Source organism: Betaproteobacteria bacterium (assembly GCA_009693245.1).
In the GTDB taxonomy this organism is placed as follows: domain Bacteria; phylum Pseudomonadota; class Gammaproteobacteria; order Burkholderiales; family SHXO01; genus SHXO01.
The window spans coordinates 1-22203 of the sequence record SHXO01000055.1; the positions used below are offsets into that span (position 1 = coordinate 1).

At 60.4% G+C, this 22203-nt stretch carries 22 protein-coding genes; 10 read left to right on the forward strand and 12 right to left on the reverse strand.

The window, feature by feature from the left end; genetic code table 11:
• The 4 genes from EXR36_10085 to EXR36_10100 all read right to left on the reverse strand — a co-directional run.
• On the reverse strand, positions 1-1031 hold a 1031-nt coding region (locus EXR36_10085), incomplete at its 3' end, for a hypothetical protein (protein ID MSQ59967.1).
• Positions 1032-1052: 21 nt separating this feature from the next.
• On the reverse strand, positions 1053-2411 hold the full coding sequence (locus EXR36_10090; protein ID MSQ59968.1) for a two-component sensor histidine kinase: 1359 nt from the start codon (positions 2409-2411) through the stop codon (positions 1053-1055).
• A complete protein-coding gene (locus EXR36_10095; protein MSQ59969.1) occupies positions 2366-3022 on the reverse strand; it encodes a response regulator in 657 nt (218 codons plus the stop codon). The genes EXR36_10090 and EXR36_10095 overlap by 46 nt, the downstream gene beginning before the upstream one ends.
• Positions 3023-3157: 135 nt before the next feature.
• Positions 3158-3379: a hypothetical protein gene (locus EXR36_10100; protein MSQ59970.1), complete on the reverse strand. Its 222-nt coding sequence runs from the start codon at positions 3377-3379 to the stop codon at positions 3158-3160.
• A gap of 302 nt (positions 3380-3681) precedes the next feature.
• On the opposite strand from EXR36_10100, the gene EXR36_10105 reads away from it, so the two are divergent.
• Entirely contained in the window at positions 3682-4104 is a 423-nt protein-coding gene (locus EXR36_10105) for a hypothetical protein (protein ID MSQ59971.1), read from the forward strand.
• Positions 4105-4157: 53 nt separating this feature from the next.
• Here the strand turns inward: EXR36_10105 and EXR36_10110 are convergent, their stop codons facing one another.
• A complete protein-coding gene (locus EXR36_10110) occupies positions 4158-5780 on the reverse strand; it encodes a choline dehydrogenase (GenBank protein ID MSQ59972.1) in 1623 nt (540 codons plus the stop codon).
• 63 nt (positions 5781-5843) lie between these two features.
• Between EXR36_10110 and EXR36_10115 the strand changes: the two genes are divergently transcribed.
• The 3 genes from EXR36_10115 to EXR36_10125 all read left to right on the forward strand — a co-directional run bounded on the left by EXR36_10115 (position 5844) and on the right by EXR36_10125 (position 8536).
• Positions 5844-6560, forward strand: a complete 717-nt coding sequence (locus tag EXR36_10115; protein MSQ59973.1) for a ribonuclease activity regulator RraA — start codon at positions 5844-5846, stop codon at positions 6558-6560.
• 40 nt (positions 6561-6600) lie between these two features.
• Complete coding sequence (locus EXR36_10120; protein ID MSQ59974.1) at positions 6601-7827, forward strand: DUF1015 domain-containing protein; 1227 nt, start codon at positions 6601-6603, stop codon at positions 7825-7827.
• A 358-nt stretch (positions 7828-8185) separates the two neighbouring features.
• Positions 8186-8536, forward strand: a complete 351-nt coding sequence (locus EXR36_10125) for an ArsC family reductase (GenBank protein ID MSQ59975.1) — start codon at positions 8186-8188, stop codon at positions 8534-8536.
• A gap of 75 nt (positions 8537-8611) precedes the next feature.
• On the opposite strand, the gene EXR36_10130 is transcribed toward EXR36_10125, so the two are convergent.
• The 6 genes from EXR36_10130 to EXR36_10155 all read right to left on the reverse strand — a co-directional run bounded on the left by EXR36_10130 (position 8612) and on the right by EXR36_10155 (position 14534).
• A complete protein-coding gene (locus EXR36_10130) occupies positions 8612-9439 on the reverse strand; it encodes a hypothetical protein (GenBank protein ID MSQ59976.1) in 828 nt (275 codons plus the stop codon).
• A gap of 136 nt (positions 9440-9575) precedes the next feature.
• Positions 9576-10574, reverse strand: coding sequence for a class 1 fructose-bisphosphatase (locus tag EXR36_10135; GenBank protein MSQ59977.1), 999 nt, complete (start codon positions 10572-10574; stop codon positions 9576-9578).
• A 213-nt stretch (positions 10575-10787) separates the two neighbouring features.
• On the reverse strand, positions 10788-11438 hold the full coding sequence (pdxH, locus tag EXR36_10140; GenBank protein ID MSQ59978.1) for a pyridoxamine 5'-phosphate oxidase: 651 nt from the start codon (positions 11436-11438) through the stop codon (positions 10788-10790).
• A complete protein-coding gene (locus EXR36_10145) occupies positions 11435-12115 on the reverse strand; it encodes a DUF4197 domain-containing protein (GenBank protein MSQ59979.1) in 681 nt (226 codons plus the stop codon). The genes pdxH and EXR36_10145 overlap by 4 nt, the downstream gene beginning before the upstream one ends.
• A gap of 53 nt (positions 12116-12168) precedes the next feature.
• The gene (locus EXR36_10150; GenBank protein ID MSQ59980.1) at positions 12169-13965 is read right to left on the reverse strand and encodes a glutathione-regulated potassium-efflux system protein KefC; all 1797 of its coding nucleotides are present in this window, start codon (positions 13963-13965) and stop codon (positions 12169-12171) included.
• Positions 13965-14534 (reverse strand): NAD(P)H oxidoreductase, encoded by a 570-nt coding sequence (locus tag EXR36_10155; GenBank protein ID MSQ59981.1) that lies wholly within the window; start codon positions 14532-14534, stop codon positions 13965-13967. The genes EXR36_10150 and EXR36_10155 overlap by 1 nt, the downstream gene beginning before the upstream one ends.
• 70 nt (positions 14535-14604) lie before the next feature.
• On the opposite strand from EXR36_10155, the gene EXR36_10160 reads away from it, so the two are divergent.
• The 3 genes from EXR36_10160 to thrH all read left to right on the forward strand — a co-directional run bounded on the left by EXR36_10160 (position 14605) and on the right by thrH (position 18283).
• Positions 14605-15777 carry a mandelate racemase gene (locus EXR36_10160; protein ID MSQ59982.1) on the forward strand — a complete coding sequence of 391 codons (1173 nt, stop codon included), beginning with the start codon at positions 14605-14607 and terminating at the stop codon, positions 15775-15777.
• Between the two features lie 207 nt (positions 15778-15984).
• Entirely contained in the window at positions 15985-17658 is a 1674-nt protein-coding gene (locus EXR36_10165; protein ID MSQ59983.1) for an amidohydrolase, read from the forward strand.
• Between the two features lie 19 nt (positions 17659-17677).
• Complete coding sequence (gene thrH, locus EXR36_10170; GenBank protein MSQ59984.1) at positions 17678-18283, forward strand: bifunctional phosphoserine phosphatase/homoserine phosphotransferase ThrH; 606 nt, start codon at positions 17678-17680, stop codon at positions 18281-18283.
• A gap of 13 nt (positions 18284-18296) precedes the next feature.
• On the opposite strand, the gene EXR36_10175 is transcribed toward thrH, so the two are convergent.
• On the reverse strand, positions 18297-19256 hold the full coding sequence (locus tag EXR36_10175) for a hypothetical protein (protein ID MSQ59985.1): 960 nt from the start codon (positions 19254-19256) through the stop codon (positions 18297-18299).
• Between the two features lie 60 nt (positions 19257-19316).
• On the opposite strand from EXR36_10175, the gene EXR36_10180 reads away from it, so the two are divergent.
• The 3 genes from EXR36_10180 to EXR36_10190 form a co-directional block, all read left to right on the forward strand.
• Positions 19317-19853, forward strand: coding sequence for a DOMON-like domain-containing protein (locus tag EXR36_10180; protein MSQ59986.1), 537 nt, complete (start codon positions 19317-19319; stop codon positions 19851-19853).
• Positions 19850-21067 carry a DUF1343 domain-containing protein gene (locus EXR36_10185; GenBank protein ID MSQ59987.1) on the forward strand — a complete coding sequence of 406 codons (1218 nt, stop codon included), beginning with the start codon at positions 19850-19852 and terminating at the stop codon, positions 21065-21067. The genes EXR36_10180 and EXR36_10185 overlap by 4 nt, the downstream gene beginning before the upstream one ends.
• A gap of 239 nt (positions 21068-21306) precedes the next feature.
• On the forward strand, positions 21307-22203 hold an 897-nt coding region (locus EXR36_10190), incomplete at its 3' end, for an ergothioneine biosynthesis protein EgtB (protein ID MSQ59988.1).

The following is a 22203-nucleotide window of genomic DNA, read 5'->3' on the forward strand; positions in this document are numbered from 1 at the left end:
ACGGAGAGGGCGAGGGCTTCCAAGCCGCGCACTGTGCGCGTACCCGAGGCGAAGGCGCGGCTAAAGAACATGCTCTCGCCCGCCAGACGGTCCAGATTGGGCTTGAGGTTCTTGTCGTAGCCGAAGGTGCGCATGTAGTCGGCACTCATGCTTTCCATGCAAATGATCACGACGTTGGGCCGCAGTTCTGTGCCCGTTCCAGTGACCCGCATGCGAAGATCGTCCGCATCGCCGCTGGAAGGACTCCAGCCCGAGAGCGCCCGCTCGTCCTTGGACTGCGAGTGCGCTTGCTGCCTGGGCATGGTCTCGTAAAAGCGGTCGTATTCCAGTTCGTTATCCTTGAAGGCGCGTATCAGCTCGAACAATCCATTGCCGGATATCTCCCTGGCGTAAGCATTGGCGATAGCTTCGCGGTCGCCGCCCGATAGCACGATCATCAGCAAGGCGCCCAAGGACGCATGCGCTGCCACGGCCTTCCAACGGCCGTGTTCTGCCCCGAGGGGGTCGCAGGCACGATGAATGGCCCGCCGTAATCCCCACACGAACAGGAGCGAGAGCACGCCAATGCACGCCAGCATGAGAACGACGGGATAGGACTGGCGGATATTGCCCAGGACTTCATTCGTGTACACCAGATAATCCACGGCGATGAAATTGAATCGCGTGGAGAACTCGTCCCAGAATAACCACTCGGCGAGAACATCGAACAGTAGGGCGCTGGCCCCCGCGAAAATGACCGCGGCGGCCAGCACCTTCACTAACGGGGAGCGTACCAGCCGCCGGGGAAGAAGCGCCAAGAGAATTCCAAAGGGAATGCATAGGACGGTGGCGACTCCCACGTCATAGGCGAATCCGAGGGTGAAGCTATGGAGAAGAGTCAGCGGGGACCACTGCGCGCCGCTGGCGGTGGATACGGCCAGCACCAGCCGCAGCAGCGTGAACACGACAAGGCACGCGGCCCAAAGACTGGCCACGATGCGGTAGCGGCCTTGAAGGAGCGAACGCGGAAAGGACAGAAGAAAATGGGTCATTGGGTACGGCTCCGGCGCGGACTACTGTTTCGGAAATTGGATACGCACGACGAGCCCGGATCCAGTGGCCGGCTCGTGCAATGTGACGGTGGCGCCGTGGCGTTGCGCCACGTTCTTGACGATGGCTAGGCCGATGCCGCTGCCGGTTTCCCCGTCCACCGAGGCGGATTCGCCGCGATAAAAGCGGTCGAATACACGCTCGCGCTCGGCTTCGGGAATGCCTGGGCCGCTATCGGTGACTTCGACCCTCGGGCCTTCTTCGGTAGCCATCACCGATAAATCTATCCTGCCTCCCGGCGGAGTATAGCGAACCGCATTCCCAACCACATTGCCAATCATGGCTAGCAAAGCCTCCGTGTCACCCATCACGCTCACCTTATCGGCGCGAACGACCCCCAGATCCACGGATTTTTTTTGGGCGATACCGGCATGCTCCACCGCAGCTTGCCGCACGAGTTGGCCGAGGTCGGTTGGTTTACCCTGCCGCACGTAAACCCCGGGCTCGTTGCGCGCGAGGGTGAGCAATTGATTGACAAGGTGGATGCCCCGGCGCAGCCCTGACTTGAGAAATTCGAAAGCCTGCCCTCTTGCCACATCGTCCGGGGCGCGTTCGGCGAGCTGAACCTGAAGCTGCAATGCGGTCAAGGGGGTGCGAAGCTCGTGGGCCGCGTCCGCCGTGAAGGCCCGCTGCGCTTCCAGGGCGTGGCTCAACCGGCCTAACAAATGATTCAGTTCGCTCACCAGGGGCTGCAACTCGTCCGGGAGTTCTTGCTCGGAGAGCGGCGCCAGCGACGTGTGATCGCGTTGTTTGAGATCCTGGGCCAGGACATTCAGCGGGGACAACCCCTTGCTGACGATGATCCAGATCAGCACACCCATGACTGGCAGCAGAATCAAGAAAGGAAGCACGGTATTGAGCGCCAAGCGCGCGGCCCGCTTTTGCCTCACCCCCATCGGTTGCGCCACCTGAATGCTCAATCCATCCTGGGATAGCACGAACACCCGCCAAGTACCCTCGGTCTGTTCCACGTAACTGTATCCCGGCTTGGACTGCGGCGGCAGGATCCTTTCGGCATGAGAGGAGTAGAGCTTCGTTCGGTTCTCGTTCCAGACCTGAATGGTGAAGTCGTACTCGGCTTCCTCCTCCAAGGTGCCGAGGATGTCTTGATCCTCGAAGGGCTGGTCGCGCAACGTGAGCGCGATCTGCTTCAAGTGATAGTCGAAGACCTCGCTCGCTTCCTGGTAGGCGGTGCGGTAAATGATCAGCGCGGCCAGTATGCCGGCGACGCACAACACCAATAACAGCCACAACAGAAGGCGGGCACGGATGGATCTCACCGGTTTACGAAGTAACCCACGCCGCGAACATTGCGAATCCAATCGCTGCCCAGTTTTTTACGCAGATTGTGGATGTGAACTTCGACGGAATTGCTTTCCACCTCTTCCCCCCAGCCATAGAGGCGTTCCTCGATTTGGGGGCGGGACAGCACGGCTCCCGGGCGTTCCATCAGGGCGTGCAACAACGCGTACTCCTTGCTGGACAAAGGCACTTCTTCGCCAGCGAGTGTCACGTGGTGCGAGGCCGGTTCGAGGGTGAGCTCGCCGATGACTATGACGGGCTCCGCCCGGCCGGATTGCCGGCGCAGCAAGGCGCGCACGCGCGCCGCCAGTTCGTCCAGGTCGAAAGGCTTCACCACGTAGTCGTCGGCCCCCGCATCGAGCCCTTCTATGCGGTTCTCGACGGCGTCACGCGCGGTCATTATGAGCACGGGAAGGCCCTTGCCTTGGCGGCGTAGGCCGCGAAGTACGTCCAACCCGGATTTTCGCGGCAAGCCGAGGTCGAGTAGAAGCATCGCGTAATCCTCGCTCGCCAGGGCGAGTTCGGCAGCCCGGCCGTCTTGTACCCAATCTACCGTGTAGCCATCCTGGCGCAGGCCTTGGCGTACGCTCTCCCCGATCATGGAGTCATCTTCTACAAGGAGGAGCCGCATGAGGATACGAGGGATTGGGGGGTGGGGGGATAAGGGGGGAGGCCAGCGCGAAGAGTAGCGTGCCTTGCAATGCAGTCAAATAAAAACGGGCCCGGGGAAGCTCCCCGAGCCCGCTAATTCAGCGAGGGACGCTTTTTACTTGGCGGGCGCTTCGGCGGCCGGGGTCGCGGCGGGGGCGGCGTCCTTCTTCTTGCCGCGCTTGGCTTTCTTGGGCTTGGCGGCATCGGCCGCGAGCGGCGTAGCGGGCGCTTCGGCGGCCGGGGTCGCGGCGGGGGCGGCGTCCTTGGCGAAGGTGACCGCGCCAGGAATGGCCAGGGAGAACATGATGGCGGCGGCAACTAAGAGATTCTTGGTCATGAATAATCCTTTCAGTTAATTCAGTAAGGTTGGTGCGACGGCACAACTCGTTGCAACACCGTGCAATACCATCTTAGGGCACGAGACTTAAGCCACGCTTAAGAGGCCTAATTTTCTCCAGAGCGTCGCCGTATGACGCCGCCATGAGGACATCTTGCAAAAAAAGTGCGTTTTCAGAGGGGAAAACGCGCGTTTACCGATTGACAACTGCATCGCCACTAGGCATTCTCCACTCGCCGCGCAGTGGCGCTTCCGGAGAGGACGCCTACGAGAGCGCGACGAACCCTTTGGAGATAATCACGATGGCAACTGCCAAAAAAAGTCCGGCCAAAAAGGCCCCCGCCAAAAAGCCTGCGGCAAAGAAAGCCCCCGCCAAAAAGCCTGCGGCAAAGAAAGCAGCTACGAAGAAAGCGGCTGCTCCCAAGAAAGCCGCGGCCGCGAAAAACCCCGCGGCCAAGAAGCCAGCGGCAAAGCGCAAGCCCAATGCTGCATTCATGAAGCCCATGACCCCCAGCGCGGCGCTCGCCGCCGTTATTGGCTCGGCCCCGATGCCGCGCACCGAGGTCACCAGCAAGCTCTGGAAATATATCAAGAATAACGGCCTGCAAGACGCAGCCAACAAGCGCATGATCAACGCTGACGACAAGCTCAAGCCCGTGTTCAGCGGCAAGAAGCAAGTCTCGATGTTCGAGATGACCAAGTTGGTCGCGGGCCACCTGTCTTAATTTGCCGTTCCAGACCCGGTCCGCCCTGGACCGGGTCTTCTTCAGACTCTTTCCTATCCTCCGGATTCGCCGCGAAGGATGAATTCCGCCGCTTTCTCCGCGATCATCGTGGTGGGTGCGTTGGTGTTTCCGGAAGTAATTCTGGGCATCACCGAAGCATCCGCGATCCATAATCCAGAAATGCCACGTACCTGAAGACGGTCGTTCACCACGGCTTGCGCGTCGCTTCCCATCTTGCACGTCCCCACCGGGTGAAAGATCGTGGTTCCCAAGTCTCCCGCGGCGCGCCTTAAATCATCCTCGGACACGATGGCCGGCCCCGGCTTGAGTTCCCGGGGCTCGTACTTCGCCAAGACCTTCGCCGCCATGATACTTCGGGTGAAGCGCACGGAATCCACCGCGACCTTTCGGTCTTCCTCCGTGGAGAGGTAATTGAGCAGAATGGCGGGTGCTGCTTCCGGCTGCGCGGACTTCAGGCGCACCGTGCCGCGGCTGGTGGGCCGCAGGTTGCACACGGAGGGCGTGATGGCAGGGTAGGGATGCAGAGGATCGCCGAACTTATCCAGCGACAGGGGTTGAACATGCCATTCGATATTTGCCGCCGGCTGGCTCGGATCGCTCTTGGCGAACGCGCCCAATTGCGAAGGCGGCATGGTGAGCGGGCCGGTGCGCCATAGCAAGTATTCCAAGCCCATGGCCATCTTTCCCCACAAGCTGTTGGCACGCTCGTTGAGCGTGGTCACACCGGAGACTTTGTATACGGTGCGAATCTGCAAGTGGTCGTGCAGGTTCTCGCCCACCCCTGGCAGTTCGTGGAGGACGGGGATGCCAAACTCGCGCATGTGCGCCCCTGGACCCACCCCAGAAAGCTGCAGGATGTGCGGCGTGCCTATGGCCCCGGCGGCCATCACCACCGCCTTGCGCGCATCCGTGCGGTACATACCCGTGGCGTCGCGATATTCCAGCCCGCTCGCGCGTTTTCCGGTCTCGCTTGTTGCGATGCACACGCGGTGTATGTGCGCGCCGGTGCGCACCGTGAGATTGGGCCGCCGCAGCACCGGCCGCAGGAATGCCTTGGTCGCGCTCCAGCGCACACCGCGCCGCTGGTTCATTTGAAAATAGGCGCTGCCGAAATTGTCTCCCCTGTTGAATTCCGCGATCTTCGGAATCCCGCATTCGGCCGCCGCCTCGCGCCACGCATCGAGGATCTCCCAGCTCACCCGGCGTTCTTCCACGCGCAGGCCACCGCCCACGCCATGGAATTCGTCACCGCCGTGAGCATAGTCTTCCGTGCGCTTGAAGTAAGGTAGCACTTCGTCCCAGGACCAGCCGCGGTTGCCCAAGGCCGCCCAATGGTCGTAATCGCCGCGCTGGCCGCGCATATAGATCATGGCGTTGATGGAGGAGCATCCGCCCAGCACCTTGCCGCGAGCGTAGCCCAGGGTGCGGCCGTTCAACCCAGGGTCGGGCTCGGTCTTGAAGCACCAATCCGTGCGCGGATTGCCGATGGTGTATAGGTAGCCCACGGGGATGCCGATCCAGAAATAATCGTCCTTGCCCCCGGCTTCGAGCAGCAAGACGGAGTTGTCAGGGTCCGCGCTTAGGCGGTTGGCCAGCAAGCATCCGGCACTACCCGCGCCGGCGATGACATAATCGAAGCTGCCCCCGTTGTTCATGGATTCCCCGTTAGCTTAATTGGCGCGGATTATAGAAGGCGCTCTTTGGAAAAAATCATCATCATGAATCCCGCTGTCATTACACCGAACACCTTGGCCAAGCTACGCGAAGTGTGCACCGCCACGCTCACGACCCAATTGTTCAAGCTCGGCTTTCGCAACACCTTCATCCCCGGCCTGCAAGCGCTATCGCCGAGGCAGCGCATGGTAGGCGAGGCGGCGACCTTGCGGCTCGTTCCGGCGCGGGAGGACTTGGCGACCTTCGATACCATCTCCAAACCGAGCTACGCCCAGCGCGTGGCCATTGAAGGCATCCAGCCCGGCCAAGTGCTGGTGGTGGAGGCGCGCGGCGTGATGGGGGCGGCGGCGGGGGGCGAGGTCTACATGACGCGGCTCAAGGTATTGGGTGCCGCTGGATACGTGATCGATGGCTGCATTCGCGATTACCCTGCCATCCAGGAATTGGGATTTCCCGTTTACGCCAAGGGCGCGGCCTCGCCGCCCCACCCCGTCAAACATCTGGCCGTGGAGGTCAACGTACCGGTCGGATGCGCGGAAGTACTGGTGATGCCCGGCGACATCATGGTGGGCGATGGCGAGGGTGTTGTGTGCGTGCCGCGGCACGTGGCGGAGCAAGTGGCTGAGTCAGGTGCTGAGCTGGACCGCCTGGAGACTTTTGTGCTGGAGAAAATCCGCGCGGGTGCGCCGGTGCCTGGAACGTATCCGCCCAACGAAGCCACATTGAAGGAGTACGAGGTTTGGAAGCAATGGCACAAGTGATAACCAACACTCTTGATGCCAAGGCGAGGGCAGGATACTCATGCCGTTGATTCGTCCCTTTGCCGGCTTGCGGCCTCTCCCCCAGTACGCGCAACAAGTCGCGGCGCCGCCCTACGATGTGCTTTCTAGCGGGGAGGCGCGTGCGCGCGCGGCCGGTCATCCCAATAGCTTCCTACATGTTTCCAAGGCAGAGATAGATTTGCCCCTTGGAAGCGATAGCCATGGCGGTGCCGTCTACCGCAAGGCCCGCGAGAATTTTGACCGCCTGATTGGCGAGCGCATCTTGGTGCGAGACGAACACCCTTGCTTTTACGTTTACGGGCTCACCATGGGAACCTATACCCAGACTGGGCTGGTGGCGGTCGCATCGGTGGCCGCCTACGATTCGGGCCGCATCAAGCGCCATGAGCTCACGCGACCAGACAAGGAAGACGACCGCGTGCGCCACATGGAAGCCTTGAACGCGCAAACGGGTCCCGTGCTCGTGGCCTACCCTTCGCAACCGGAAATCGATGCTTTGCTGGTAGGCGCCTCCCGTTCGCCGCCTTCCACGAGCGCCGAAGGGGATGACGGTGTTCGCCATGAACTGTGGGTGATCGAGGATGAGGCAACCTGCCAGCGCTTGCAGGCGGCCTTCGATGCCTTGCCCGCCCTCTATATCGCCGACGGCCATCATCGCTCGGCCGCCGCCTCCCGTGTGGCGGCTTCGCGCCGAGAGTCTCGCGCCACCGAGAGCCACCATTACTTTCTGGTGGTGGCCTTTCCGCATCATGAGACTCGCATCCTCGACTACAACCGCGTGGTGCGAGATCTGAATGGCATGACCGCGCAGGCTTTCGTCGAACGCGTTCGCGAGAAATTCGATGTGCACCCAAGCACGCAAGCCGTCAAGCCTGAGGCAAGGGGCGAGTTCGGCCTCTATGTGGCGGGGCACTGGTACCGTCTGCGCGTGGGCTCCGCCTATGTTCCCAAGGACCCGGTGGCACGGCTGGATGTGAGCATCTTGTCGGACCAGATCCTGGCGCCTCTTCTCGGCATTCGAGATTTGCGGCTCGATGATCGGGTGGATTTCGTCGGCGGAATTCGCGGCGTCGCGGAGCTGCTGCGGCGCGTCGATAGCGGTACCGCCGCCGCTTCTTTCTCATTGTTCCCCACCAGCATGGAGGATCTAATGGCCATGGCAGACGCAGGAAAAATCATGCCGCCGAAATCCACCTGGTTCGAGCCGAAGCTGGCCGACGGCTTGGTTTCGCATATTCTGGATTAGAACCTTGGCAAACCTTGATTCTGCTAGCATGTTATGAAATCGCGTGCATGATGGCGCCTATATGCCAGTAACTACCTTCGAAGAAGTTGTCCCGGAGTAACCCGTGCCGGCCTACGATGACTAGACCGAAGGTTTCGCGGCCAGTACCTCCTATGCGACCAGCAATGGGGAATCTTGGGGCGGGACGTTCTTAATCATCTGGCGCTTACGTTGGATGGTCTCCGTAAAGCGTGGAGCGAAAGCAGGGCATGGATGGTTTGCTCTATTCCAAATTCCCAGCCGCGGCGAGCACCGTCAAGCCATTCCATTGTTGCGGCCAAAACTCGCCCGCAGTTTGGCATAGCATATCCCGGGTTAGATCATGACCAGACTCTTCGGCATCAAGAACTGCGACACCATGAAGCGCGCCTTTGCCTGGTTGGACGATCATTCTGTGTCCTACAATTATCACGACTACAAAAAGTCTGGAGTTTCCGGAGAACAATTGCGCAACTGGGCGGCGCAGGTGGGTTGGGAGGCGCTGCTCAATAAGCGGGGCACCACCTGGCGCAAACTCGCACCTGCACAACAGGTAGATCCCGGCGAGGAGAAGGCATTGGCGCTGATGGCGCAAAACCCCAGCCTTATCAAACGGCCGGTTCTCGAGCACGAGAAATCGCTGCTGGTGGGGTTCGCACCCGAGCGCTACGCGGCGCTGTTCGGAAAATAGTCTCTCCAAGCCCAGCGAACCCATTCCGCGACAATCACCTTGCCCAAATAACTGGGCAGCGCCGAGCCTGGCCTGCTACCAACTTTCTTTTGGGACATCCCCAAATTCGAAGTTCACATCCCTACCGAAATAAGCGTAAAGCAGCTTCTTTGGTTTTAGCCGGTTCATACGATGGCTCTCGGGGAAGTTCAATTTCACCGACACCAAATCCGCCGTCCGAACCTTAGCGGTCCAGGCGACGGACTGAATCACCAGTTCGGGAGAGGGTATCGCCTCCGCTTTTTGCCGCACCCAAGGGTAGTGCAGCACGCCCCCCAGCGTCACGGGGCCATCCCCTTTGGGGTTGATTCCGGAAACGATGACTTCCTTGCCCTCGCTCAAGCCCGCGCCCCGGACTCCGCCGCCGCTTTCCGCGAAGGCCGTGGTTCCCGTTTCCATGGGCAGGCCCAGTACGCCGGCCAAGGCGGCTAACGCGAGATCTTCGCTATACAAACCCCATAGCATGTGGCGTCCCTTGCCGCCGGAAGGGTCATCGCGCCCTTCTACCTCGGCGAATATGAAAGTCGCTTGAAACGGTGCGAGCCCAGGACTCGATCCTGCTCCATCTTCAATGATGTAGTGCGATATCCCTACCGTATTGGTCGAAGCGGCCTGCACGCCAGGAGGAAGCAGGGATTGAATGGCCGCGCGCTCGGCTTCGAACATACTCACCATATATTCGCGCACGTTGGTTTCGAGATAAGGGGGATGGGGATAGGGAGGCGCGAAACGGTTGGGAGAAGGCGCGGTGGCAGGCGGCGACCAGATGCCCACGGCCAGTAGCCCGTACAGATGTCTTACCGCACTGACCCAACTCCTACAGTTTGCTCCCACCAACACGACACTACCGGCGCTACCGTGCATGAATCCTTCCTCTATTGAACGTGATACGTCCAGCCCGGCGAACCGAAGCGCAGGGCATTCGGCCAAAATGTGCCTGAATCGGCGCAGCCCTTCCACGTTCTAATTCACGGGTTTCGTGTGAACTACATCACATCATTCAGGCGTGATACTTGGTCAGCAGCTCCACTTCATTCTTGGATCCCAAGAAAACCGCCACGCGCTCATGCAAGCTCCCGGGTTGAATTTCGAGAATGCGCTGGTGGCCGTTGGTGGCGGCCCCGCCTGCTTGTTCGGCGATCATGGCCATGGGGTTGGCTTCGTACATCAGGCGCAGCTTTCCCGGTTTGCCCGGCTCGCGGGCGTCCTTGGGGTACATGAAAATGCCCCCGCGGGTGAGGATGCGGTGCACGTCGGCCACCATGGAGGCAACCCAGCGCATGTTGAAATCCTTGCCGCGCGGGCCCGTCTTCCCGGCCAACAACTCCTCGACGTAGCGTCTGACGGGCGCTTCCCAGTGCCGCATGTTGGACATGTTGATGCTGAATTCATTGGTGTCCGCTGGGATGCGCAAATTCGACTGCGTCAGGATGAAGCTTCCCAGTTCCCGGTCCAAGGTGAACACGTTGACGCCGTCACCCAAGGTGAGTACCAAGAGCGTGGTGGGTCCGTAGACGGTGTAACCGGCGCAGACTTGTTGTACCCCTGGTTGCAGGAAATCTTTTTCCGTGGGATTACCCGCGCCCTTGGGGCAGCGCAGCACGGAGAAAATGGTGCCCACTGAGACGTTGACGTCGATGTTGGACGATCCGTCGAGGGGGTCGAACAGCAGCAGGTATTCGCCCTTGGGATACTGCTTGGGGATCTGGTGCGGATGCTCCATTTCCTCCGAGGCCATTGCGGAGAGATAACCGCCCCATTCGTTGGTCTCGATCAGAATCTCGTTGGAAATGACGTCGAGTTTCTTTTGCACCTCGCCTTGCACGTTCTCGCTGCCGCCGTTACCCAGCACGCCCGCCAGGCCGCCACGGCCGATGGCCACGCCAATGGCCTTGCAAGCTCGCGCCACCACTTCGATCAGCAAGCGAAGATCGCTTGAGATGCGCTGCTTATGGCGTTGCTGCTCGAGAAGGAATTGCGTCAGGGTAACCCGGCTCATATCGTGTCAGTCGCGGTGGTTGGTCTCGAGCGAGGAGTCTACGACAATTCCGCGGGCGCCATACTCTCCTACGGATTCACTGTTGACAGAATTGGAGAAGAAATTGCTGAACGGTGCTCTGGTTTTGGGGGATCAACAAGGGGGTTCTCCCCTTGTTCGTAACATGATTGTTGCCGAAGCGAGTGCATGCGTCTTGGTTCCGGCTATGCCGGCTTATGGTGCCAGCCGCTCGATCTCCCAGCGCATTTCGTTCTGCATTCTGTAGCGAATCCGGTCGTGCATGCGGTCGGGCCTTCCTTGCCAGAATTCCAGCAGATTGGGTTTGATGCGGTAGCCGCCCCAATGGGCGGGGCGCGGCGGCTCCGATTCGTAGCGTTGGGTGAAGTCCGCGAAACGTTGCTCCAAGAACGCGCGGCTGGGTACCACCTCGCTTTGCGGCGAGGCCCAGGCACCCAGGCTGGCACCTAGCGGGCGGCTCTGGAAATACTCATCGGACTCGATGGCGCTGATTTTCTCGATGCTGCCCTCGATGCGGATTTGTCTCTCCAGGGCGTGCCAGTAGAACAACAAGGCGGCGCTGGGGTTGTACGCGAGATCGTGGCCTTTGCGGCTGTCGTAGTTGGTGAAAAAAACGAAGCCACGCGCATCGAAATCCTTCAGCAGAACGATTCGCGCCGACGGGCGGTTCTCCGCGTCGCTGGTGGCGAGCGTCATGGCGTTGGCGTCGGTGAGATCCGACTGGCGGGCCTGAGCGAACCAGCGGCCGAATTGATCGAAGGGGTCGGGAGCCACTTGCGATTCGTCCAGGGTGTCGCGCGCGTATTCGCGCCGCAACTCGGCCACGGTTTTTTGTGCATCGCTCACTGGATCAGCACTCCAAACACTTTTTTCAGCAGATTCGTCGTTTGCTTCACGGGGTTGGCGCGGATCGCCTTTTCCTCCTCGGCGATGGTGACGTAGAGTCCGTCGAGGGCTTTTTCCGTGACGTAGTCGTTGAGATTGGATTGTTCGGGTTTGAGCAACCCGAAGGCCGTCGCCTTTCCCGCGTATTTGTCATAGATCTGGGCCAGCTTCAAGCGCTCGGTGGCTTGCGCCACGATGGGCAGAAATTTCGCCTTGAGCGCATCGGCCGTATGGGTACGAAAGTATTGCGTGGCGGCGTTGTCCGCCCCGGTGAGGATGGTCTTGGCATCGGCGATGGTCATGCTTTTCACGGCGCTGAAAAGCAAGGTCTTGGCTTCCGGCGCCGCCGATTCGGCCGCGCGATTCATGGTGAGGATCAACTCGTCGGAGTATTTGCCCATGCGCATCTTGCGCATCAGGGAATCGGCTTTCTTGAAGTTCTCCGGCAGCGGAATCTTGATCTTCGGATTGCCAAAAAATCCGTCCAAGGTGCCTATCCGCGCCACGGGCTTGGCCGCGCCTTGCAGTAGTGCCTCCTTGAGGGCATTGGTGGTTTCCGTGCTTGTTAATTCATCGAGCGTGCCCGCGTGCGTGACGGTGGCGATAAAGACAAGAGACCAGACGAAATTGCGGTACATGAAAGGAGTCTTGAAAGGAAGTGGCGAGAAGCGGAGCATACAACAGACCTACACTAGTGCCAGCCTGCCTCCTTGTCCGATACACGGGCGCCGCCTTCGCTCTGGAGCAACTGCTCCAGGTCCGAGCGTGCTTGCGTGTTCGCGGAGATGAGGGTCTTTTGGTCGTGCCGTTGCGATGCGAGAGACTCTATTAGAGCTTCGTCGTGCCGCTGAAATTGCTGGGCGGCGCGCTTGGCGGAGTATGCCGGCACGCCCATGGAAACCAATGCCCGTTCCGCGAGAGTCAGGGCGCTCCCGAAGGTTTCGCGCACAAAGGGAATTCCGAGTTCCACCCATTCGTAGGCGTCGGTCCGGCTTTGCGCTCTGACCACCAAGCGGACGGAAGGGAAATGCTCGCGGATCAGGCGCGCGGCGCGAAGCGCTTGGTCCGCGTCATCGATGGCGAGGACGATGAGTTGCGCGGTGGCAGCGCCGGCGCTCCCCAGCAGGTCGAGACGGGTGACGTCGCCGTAATAGGCTTTCCACCCAAAGCGGCGCACCCGTTCGATCTGGTTCGGATCGTGTTCGATGAGGGTGACCTTGAAGCCCCTGGCGGTTAGCACGCGCGTCACTACTTGGCCCACCCGGCCGAATCCCGCGACGATGACCGGATGCCTGTCTTCGATGGTGCCAGCGGAAACCGGCTGCGCCCGGTTCAGGCGCGGACTTAACACGTGTTGGTGGAGCAGCATGAGAAGTGGAGTGGTCATCATGGAAGCCGCCACGGCGGCATTCAGCAAATTGGCCTGGTCCTTGGAGATGACCTGTTCGCTCAGCGCCACGCCGAACAACACGAACGCGAACTCTCCCACCTGCGAGAGCACCAAGCCGAATAACCAGCCATCCTGGCTGCTCAGCTTGAAGGCACGGGCGAGTGCAAGTAGCAACACGATCTTGAGCACCACCACGCCGCAGGCCAGGCCCGCGACGGCCATGGGCCGGCTGGCGAATAATCCCATGTCCACGCTCATCCCCACGGCGATGAAGAACAGCCCGAGCAACAAACCCTTGAAGGGTTCGATATCCATCTCGAGTTCGTGGCGGTATTCCGATTCGCCCAATATCACGCCGGCCAGGAACGTACCGAGCGCCATGGACAGCCCCACGGATTGCATGAGCAGCGCGGTGCCGATGACCAGCAGCAGCGAAAACGCGATGAAGATTTCGCGCGAACCCGTGGACGCCACGTAGCGCAGTACGTGTCTTAGCAGGTAGCGCCCCACGGCGATGATGCCGAGGATGAGACCAATGGCCGTTCCTATCCGCTGCCAGTCCATGGAACTGGATTCCGCGCCGGCGCTCAGTAGTCCCAAGACCAGCATGAGAGGAATGACCGCGATATCCTGAAACAGTAGAACAGAGACGCCCGCTTGCCCGCCAGGAGTGCCCAGTAAATTCTTCTCCGCCAGGGTTTGCAGCGCGATCGCCGTGGACGACATGGCGAAGCCCATTCCCGCGACCAACGCAAAGCGCCATTCCGTGCGGAAAGAAATGCCCAACAGGGCCACGACGGCGATGGTAACGATGACTTGAGCGTTGCCCATGCCCAGGATGGGCACGCGCAATTGCCATAGCCGTTGCGCATTGAGTTCGAGGCCGACGAGGAACAGCAGCAACGCCACCCCGAACTCCGCGAAATGCAGAATGGCCTCCGGGTCTCGCACCAAAGCCAGCCCCCATGGGCCTATGGCGGCGCCGGCACACAAATATCCCAAGACCGAACCCAAGCCCAAGCGCTTGAAGACCGGAACGGCGATGACCGCGGCGCTAAGATAGACCAACCCTTGGGCCAGCACACCTTGAGTCGCCATTACGCCTCCTCGAAGGTGTTCGTCGCGGGCGGGTAGCGGCCAGCCGTTAGATCCGCGAGCAGTGAGCGATAGCTGCTTGCGCTCTCCCGCAATGCCTCATCGGAAAGACTCTTCACGCCGCACGTTACGAAAGGCGCGTGCGTGACCAATCCACACAAGTGAGCGCTTTGCTCGAAAGGGCGCAACAATTCGGGCAAGGTGAAGTGGTTTATCCCTTCCCGGCGGTAGCGCGCCTCGGGGCCCGCCGTGGTAATGGCTTGCAGGAAGTGTTTGCCGTGCAACTTATCGCCGCCTTCTCCATAGGCGAAGCCATATTCCAGCACGCGATTCATCCACTCCTTGAGAAGCGGAGGGCAGCTATACCAATAGAAGGGATGCTGAAAAACGATTGCCTGGTGCTCCAGCAGTAGCGCTTGTTCTCGCGGTACGTCGATGAAGAAATCGGGATAGGTCTCGTATAGGTCATGAACGGTGATGCCCTCGATGCCTTCGATGGCCGCGCGCAATTGGCGGTTAACCCTCGATTCCTCGGGATTCGGGTGGGCGTAAAGAACGAGAGCCGGTTTCATGGAGTTCGCGAACTCTAATGCAATCGTCCGAGATGATATGCTTTCCCCCACTTCACGGGCCGGAGGAACCATGAGCAAGATCACCAAGGTGGAAGTCCACGTATTTCAGTTCGACGCCCAGCATTTGGGACAAGTAGGCGGTGGCGGGGTGGGAGCGCTGGGGTGCAAGTACGGCGCCACCAGCCGTCTCACCAAGTATGCGGTGGCCATCATGACGGACAACGGCCTGCGGGGAGAATACGTGACCCACTGGGTAGGATCGGCCGCGGCACTGGGCTCCACGCTCATGCTGGCCCCCTACCTCATCGGGCGCCAGGCAGAGGAAAGAGAAGTGCTTTACGATGACTTGAAGCGCGAAGCACGGCAATTCGACCACATGGGCCACGGGCCCTTGGATATCGCGCTGTGGGATTTACACGGCAAGAAACTCAGTTGCTCCGTTGCCGAGATGCTGGGCGGCTACCGCTGGCGCTTGCCCGCCTACGCCTCTACCTTCATGAGCGATCGCAACGACGAACTGGGCAGCAAGGAGGCACACGGCGAATTCGCGTTGCAATGCCATGAGCTGGGCTACCGCGCTTACAAGATCCACGGCTGGAACGAAGGCAACAAGCACGAAGAGGCAGCCAACGTCTTGCATGTGCGCAAGACCGTGGGCAGCAAGATGGAACTCATGCTGGACCCCGCTTGCCAGTTGCGCACCTTCGCCGATGCCCTCTACGTGGGCCGCGCATGCGATGAAGCCAATTTCTTCTGGTACGAAGACCCCATGCGCGACGGTGGCGTTTCCATGTACGCCCACAAGAAACTGCGCCAGATGATCAAGACCCCGCTATTGCAAACGGAGCATGTGCGGGGCGTGGAACCCAAGGCCGACTTCCTCATGGCGGAGGCGACGGATTATCTGCGCGTGGATCCAGAGTACGACATGGGCATCACCGGCACCATGAAGATCGCGCACATCGCCGAGGGCTTCGGAGTGGATTGCGAGATCCACGCATGCGGCCCTGCCCACCGGCACTGCATGTCCGCCATGCGCAATTCCAACTACTACGAGGTAGCCTTAGTAGGCCCGAGAACGCCCAACGCGGTGCCGCCGGTGTACACGTGTGGCTATAGCGACAAGCTTGAAGGCGTTGGCAAAGACGGCTGCTTCCCGGTTCCCAAAGGCCCCGGCTTGGGCGTGACTTACGACTGGGATTTCATCGCCAAGAACCGGGTGGCGTTGCATGAATTCAAGTGAGGCGTGAGGGGGGAGGAGGGAGGAGCAGAACCCCGTTCCGCGATGTGCAAACGATTTCGGTTTACCAAACCCTTTCACTAACCGACAAGGAGCAATGAAATAAGGCAAGACCGTTCCCTACCCACACTTGCCTCCTCCCTCCTCCCCCCTCCCTCCTCACCGCAATGGGTTATCCTTCCCCTGAACCCAATTCGCGAGGAAACACATATGGCCTACGACCTGCTGATCAAGAACGGGAACGTCGTTGACGGCACCGGTGCGCCCGGCCGGCGGGCGGACGTGGCGGTGCAAGACGGAAAAATCGCCGAGATTGGCAAGATCGGCGCTAGCGCCAACAAAATCATCGACGCCGCCGGTTGCGTCGTGGCCCCGGGGTTCATCGACCCTCATACGCACTACGATGCGCAGATTTGCTGGGATGGGGCGGTCACGCCCTCTCCATGGCATGGCGTGACGAGCGTCGTGATGGGCAACTGTGGCGTCGGCATCGCACCGTGCCGGCCCGGCGCGCGCGAAATTGCCATGCGGGATTTGGTGAACGTCGAAGCCATTCCCTTCGAGGTTCTGGACAAGGGCATTACTTGGGATTGGGAAACCTTTCCGCAGTTTCTGGACGCGGCCGAGCAGCGCGGTTCCGCCGTTAACCTGGCATTTTTGGCGCCCCTCACGCCCTTCCGTCATTACGTGATGGGCGAGGAATCCATGGAGCGCTCCGCCACGCCCGCCGAGACGCAACGCATCAAGGCATTATTGGGCGAGGCCATGGACGCCGGTGCCTTCGGATTTTCCAGCACCGTGCTGAACCAGCATATGGGTTACGGCGGCCGCCCGCTCGCCTGCCGCAACGCCAGCCTCGATGAGTACAAGGCCTACTCCAACGTCCTCCAGGAGAAGAACAAGGGCGCCATCGAAGTGGCGCTCACCCGCACCATAGCTGTTTTGGAGGACGAGCAATACGAATTGCTGGATCATCTTCTGGAGCACAGCCGGCGCCCCGTTACCTTCATCGCCATGTTCGACCGCGACGACATCCCCGAAGCCGTGCGGGATACCTTGCGCAAGGTGGCGCCGCTTATCAAGCGCGGCGCCCGCCCGCAGACTTCGCCCTTGCCGCTCACGCGCGAAGTCAACATGCGCAATCCCTTCGCCTTCGCGGCTTTTCCTTCCTGGAGGCGTGTATTCGCCGATCTTTCCAAGGATGCGCAAAGAGCGGTGTACAAGGACCAAGTGTTCCGTGACGAATTTCGCGAGGAGCTAAAGAAGCCCATCACCTTCGGCAATTGGGAGCGGGTGACCATACACGAGGTGAAATCGCCGGCGATGAAGCAGTTGGAGGGTAAAACCGTGGGTGATATCGCGCGGGCGCGCGGCAATGACCCGATGGATACTTTTCTCGACTTGACCGTGGAGGACGATCTGGACATCGAGTTCACGCTCTCCACTTTCAACCACCGGGTGGACCGCGTGAAGGAAATTCTGAACAACCGCGACATCCTCATCGGGTTGGGTGACGGTGGCGCCCACGTGGACATGTTATGCGATTCCGGCTACCCGACCTATTTGCTGGGGACGTGGGTGCGCGAGAAACAAGCATTGACCTTGGAGCACGCGGTGCAGCGCTTGACCTCGGACCCGGCGGACTTCTTCGGCATCAAGGACCGTGGCCGCCTCAAAACAGGGCTCTCCGCGGATATCGCCATCTTCGACCCGCACACCGTGGGTTCTGGCAACAGGGGCGAGCGCCGCTACGATCTGCCAGGCGGCGCCAAGCGCATGGTGATGCCATCGCGCGGCGTGCTCCACACCATCGTGAACGGCCAAAGTGTTTACACCAACGGCGCATTGACGGAATCCAAACCCGGGCAAGTCCTGCGCTCCTGACATTCGAAAGCGTTTACTCGTGAAACAATCCATCGTTACGCTGGACATGGAGGGCGTGCTCACGCCCGAGATATGGATCGCCGTCGCCGAAAAAACCGGCATCGGGGAGTTGCGCCGCACCACCCGCGACGAGCCCGATTACGACAAACTCATGCGCGGCCGGCTGGCGATTCTCGAACAGCATGGGTTGAAGCTCTCCGAGATTCTAAAAATCATCGGTACCTTGAGCCCGCTACCCGGAGGACGCGAGTTTCTCGATGAGTTACGCTCTTTCGTGCAGGTGGTGATTTTGTCGGACACCTTCGAGCAATTTGCCGCTCCCCTGATACGCCAGCTTGGCATGCCCACGCTGCTATGCCACCGTCTGGTGGTCCAGAATGATCGCATCGTGGGTTACCAACTGCGCATGCAGGAGCAAAAACGCGAGGCCGTGTCCGCCTTCAAGCGGCTGAACTATCACGTGATCGCCGCGGGGGATTCCTTCAACGACACGGCCATGCTCATCGAAGCCGACGCGGGCTTTTTGTTTCACGCCCCGGAAAACGTTACCGCGCGCTTCCCGCAGTTCGAAGCCGCCAATGAATATAGCGAGTTGATGACATTGATCCGGGGTTTGCTGGCCTGAGTAAGACCGGCGCTCACGCGATCCGCGTCATCTTTCGCAGCGCTCGCAATTCACGCGGGTCTTGAATCAGATGGCCCTGCGATCCCCAGAAGGTGTTGGATACCTCTCCCACGTACAGATCGCCGCGCGAATCCATGGCGAGCCCGTGTGGGGCGATGAATTGGTCCGGTCCCTCGCCGCCATGCTTGGCGCCCAGCCGCGCTAGCACTTTGCCTTCGTGATTGCACACGCTGATGCGCGGGCCCAAGTTCGGCACGTTCTTGTTCACGTCCATCTGCGGGCCCAATTCGCCGATGAAGCACAGGGGTTGTTTGCCGCGTGGCATGTAAAGACCACAGGGGCGGTGCAGATTGTTCCATTGGGTTTCGTACTTTCCGTCCTTGCCGAACACCTGCACGCGGTGATTCTCCCGGTCCGCCACGAACACCCACCCATCGTCATCGCAACAGATGTTATGCACGATATTGAATTGGCCGGGATCGCAGCCGGGTTCTCCCCAGGAAAGAAGCAACTTGCCGTCCGGTGAGTATTTATGCACGCGGGCGTTGCCGTAGCCGTCGCTCACGTAGATGTCGCCTTGCGGCGAGAGCGCCGTGTGGGTGCACATATGGAAGGGCAATCCGCTCATGTAGGGCGAGCGCTGGCCGGGCGTGCCGATGGTGAGGAGCAGCTTGCCTTCGGTGGTGAATTTGCGGATGGTCTGTTCGTTATCGTCGGTGCAATAAACCGCGTCGTCCGGGCCGATGTGAATGCCGTGGGGCCTCCAGAAGATTCCCTCGCCCCAGGAGCGCAGGAAATTCCCGTCGCGGTCATAGACGATGACGGGATGGCGCCCGCGGTTGAACACGTACACGAGATCCTTGCTGTCCACGGCGACACCCACCACGTCGCGGTAGGCCCAGCCCTCGGGCAGATTGCCCCAATCGTTGTCCACGCGGTACTTGTATTCGCCGCTCGAAAGTATCGTTTCCATGGTCTCCTCCGATTATGAGTGCGCGGCCATGATAGCCGAACGCTGCCGCTACAATGAATCATGATTGAAGCCTCCCTGGCATGCCACCCGAGCAGCCCCGCGGATTTCCTACGCCAAATGCAGGTTCGCGTGTCGTGGGAATCCCAAGGCAGATTACGTCTGAGGTATGTGCTCGAGGGGGATATGGCGCGGGTGCGGGTTCCGGCCCAGGGGCGCGGGCGGCGAGCCGAGCGGCTTTGGGAGCATACCTGTTTCGAAGTCTTCGCGAGGGACGATGGAGAGAGCTACGCCGAATACAATTTCTCGCCCTCATCGGATTGGGCAGCCTACAGGTTCAACGCCTACCGAAGCGGGGTGTCGGATCTATCGTGCGACCCACCACCCGTCGTTCAAGTGGTAATGGGCGCGTACCGGATCGAACTGGAAGCGATTATCGGCCTTAATCGCTCCACAGGCCCCTTGACACTGGCAGTCTCCTCGGTCATCGAAGACAGTGATGGCCAACTATCTTACTGGGCCCTGGCGCATCCGCCAGGGAAGCCCGATTTTCACCATCAAGACGGATTCGTCTTGTCCATGAAAGGAAGCGCTGAATGAAGTTTGGCCTGGACCGGTTTTTAGAGGATCGCGCCGTGCGAAAACCCCTCGCGGGCAAGCGCGTGGCTTTGCTCGCCCATCCAGCATCCGTCACGGCCAATCTCACCCACGCGCTGGATGCCATCGCGGCCTTGGGCGATGTACGGTTGTCGGCGACCTTCGGCCCGCAGCACGGTTTGCGAGGCGACAAGCAAGACAACATGGTGGAGTCTCCCGATTTCACCGATCCCGCGCTGGGCATTCCCGTGTTCAGCCTCTATGGTGAGGTGCGCCGGCCCACGGCGGCCATGATGGATAGCTTCGACGTGTTGCTGGTGGATTTGCAAGATCTCGGCTGCCGCATCTACACCTTCATCACCACCTTGCGCTACGTGCTGGAAGAAGCGGCGAGGTACGGCAAATCAGTGTGGGTGCTGGACCGTCCGAATCCGGCCGGGCGTCCCATCGAGGGCCTTCGGTTGCGCAGCGGTTGGGAGAGTTTTGTCGGCGCGGGCGGCTTGCCCATGCGCCACGGGCTCACCATGGGAGAGCTTGGGTCTTGGTTCATCAAGAAGCTCGGCTCAAGCGTTGACTACCGGGTGATCGAAATGCAGGGCTGGCAACCGGCGCAAGGTCCCGGATACGGCTGGCCGCTGGGGGAACGGACTTGGATCAATCCCAGCCCCAACGCGCCCAACCTGTTCATGGCGCGTTGCTATGCGGGCACCGTGATGTTGGAGGGCACGACGTTATCCGAAGGGCGTGGCACCACACGCCCGCTCGAACTTTTTGGCGCGCCAGATCTGGACGCGGGCAAAATCATCGCCAAAATGCAAGCCATGGCCCCGCAATGGCTGCGCGGCTGCATGCTCAGGCCTTGCTGGTTCGAGCCCGCCTTCCATAAGCACGCGGGCAAGCTGTGCGCGGGCGTACAGATCCACGTGGAGGACCGCGCCTACGATCACGAAGCCTTCCGGCCGTGGCGTCTGCAAGCGCTGGCCTTCAAGGCGATACGCCAGCTCAGTCCCGGCTACGAGTTATGGCGCGATTTTCCCTACGAATACGAACGCGGCCGCCTGGCGATCGATCTGATCAACGGCAGTGAACTCTTGCGGCGGTGGGTTGACGACGATGATGCCCTGCCTGTGGATTTGGACGCGATCACGTTGCTCGACGAATCTTCGTGGGAAGAGGAGCGCCAATCCATCGTGCTCTATAAACCTAAGCCGGCATAGCCGTAACCGAAACGCATGCACTCGCTTCGGCAACAATCGTGTTACGAACAAGGGGCGATCCCCTTGTTGATCCCCCAAAGCACCGTTCCGCGAGTTCTTCTCCAATTCTGTCAACAATGAGTCCATAACCGCCTAACGGAAACGAAAATCTGGGTTTCGCGGCGCCATGGCGCTTCCTGGCTTGCGCAAATAAAAAACTGCGTGGTACAAGACAGACTTGGGCAGTTTGGGAGCACCCGATGAGACGCAGCGTGGGGAGGGAGGAGGAGGGGGTGGCGTGCCATGCCGTGGCGTTGCAACAGTGCCGCGAGCTTTCCGTGCGTCTCGTGCAAGGGCTCTCCGATGCGGAAGCTACGGTGCAATCCATGGAGGACGCCAGCCCGGCCAAATGGCATCTTGCGCACACCACATGGTTCTTCGAGGAGTTCGTCCTGCTGCGCCACGTGCCCGGTTACCGGGCATTCCACGAAAGTTACCGTTTTCTGTTCAATTCCTATTACGAATCGATGGGCGAGCGCCACCCACGCTCGCGCCGGGGCATGCTGGCCCGCCCCTCGCTAGATGAAATAAAATCCTACCGCCGGCACGCCGATGCGGCATTGCTGGGCGCGTTACACCAATTGCTGGCCGAGGCTCTCGCTCTTACCGGTCTGGGTATTCAACACGAGCAGCAGCACCAGGAATTGTTGCTCACCGATATCCTGCATCTTTTCGCGCAGAATCCCCTCAAGCCCGTCTACCGGCCCGCGGCAGAGGCGCTCGGTGTGCCAGCCGCAAGCGTCATTCAATGGATGCCCTTCGAGGGCGGCCGTGTGTGCGTGGGCCATGCGGGGGAGGATTTCGCCTTCGACTGCGAATGGCCATGTCACGAAGTGCTCCTGCGCCCCTATGCGTTGGCCTCTCGCCACGTCACGCAACGCGAGTGGTTGGCGTTCATGCAGGATGCCAGCTACGCATCCCCCCAGTGGTGGCTCTCCGATGCGTGGGCCACGGTACAGAGCGAACGCTGGCGGGCGCAGTTATATTGGTCGGAGCGCGACGGCCATTGGCGCCAGATGACATTGTCTGGCGAGCGCGAGTTGGATCTGGATGCGCCGGTTTGTCATGTGTCGTTTTTCGAGGCCGATGCTTATGCT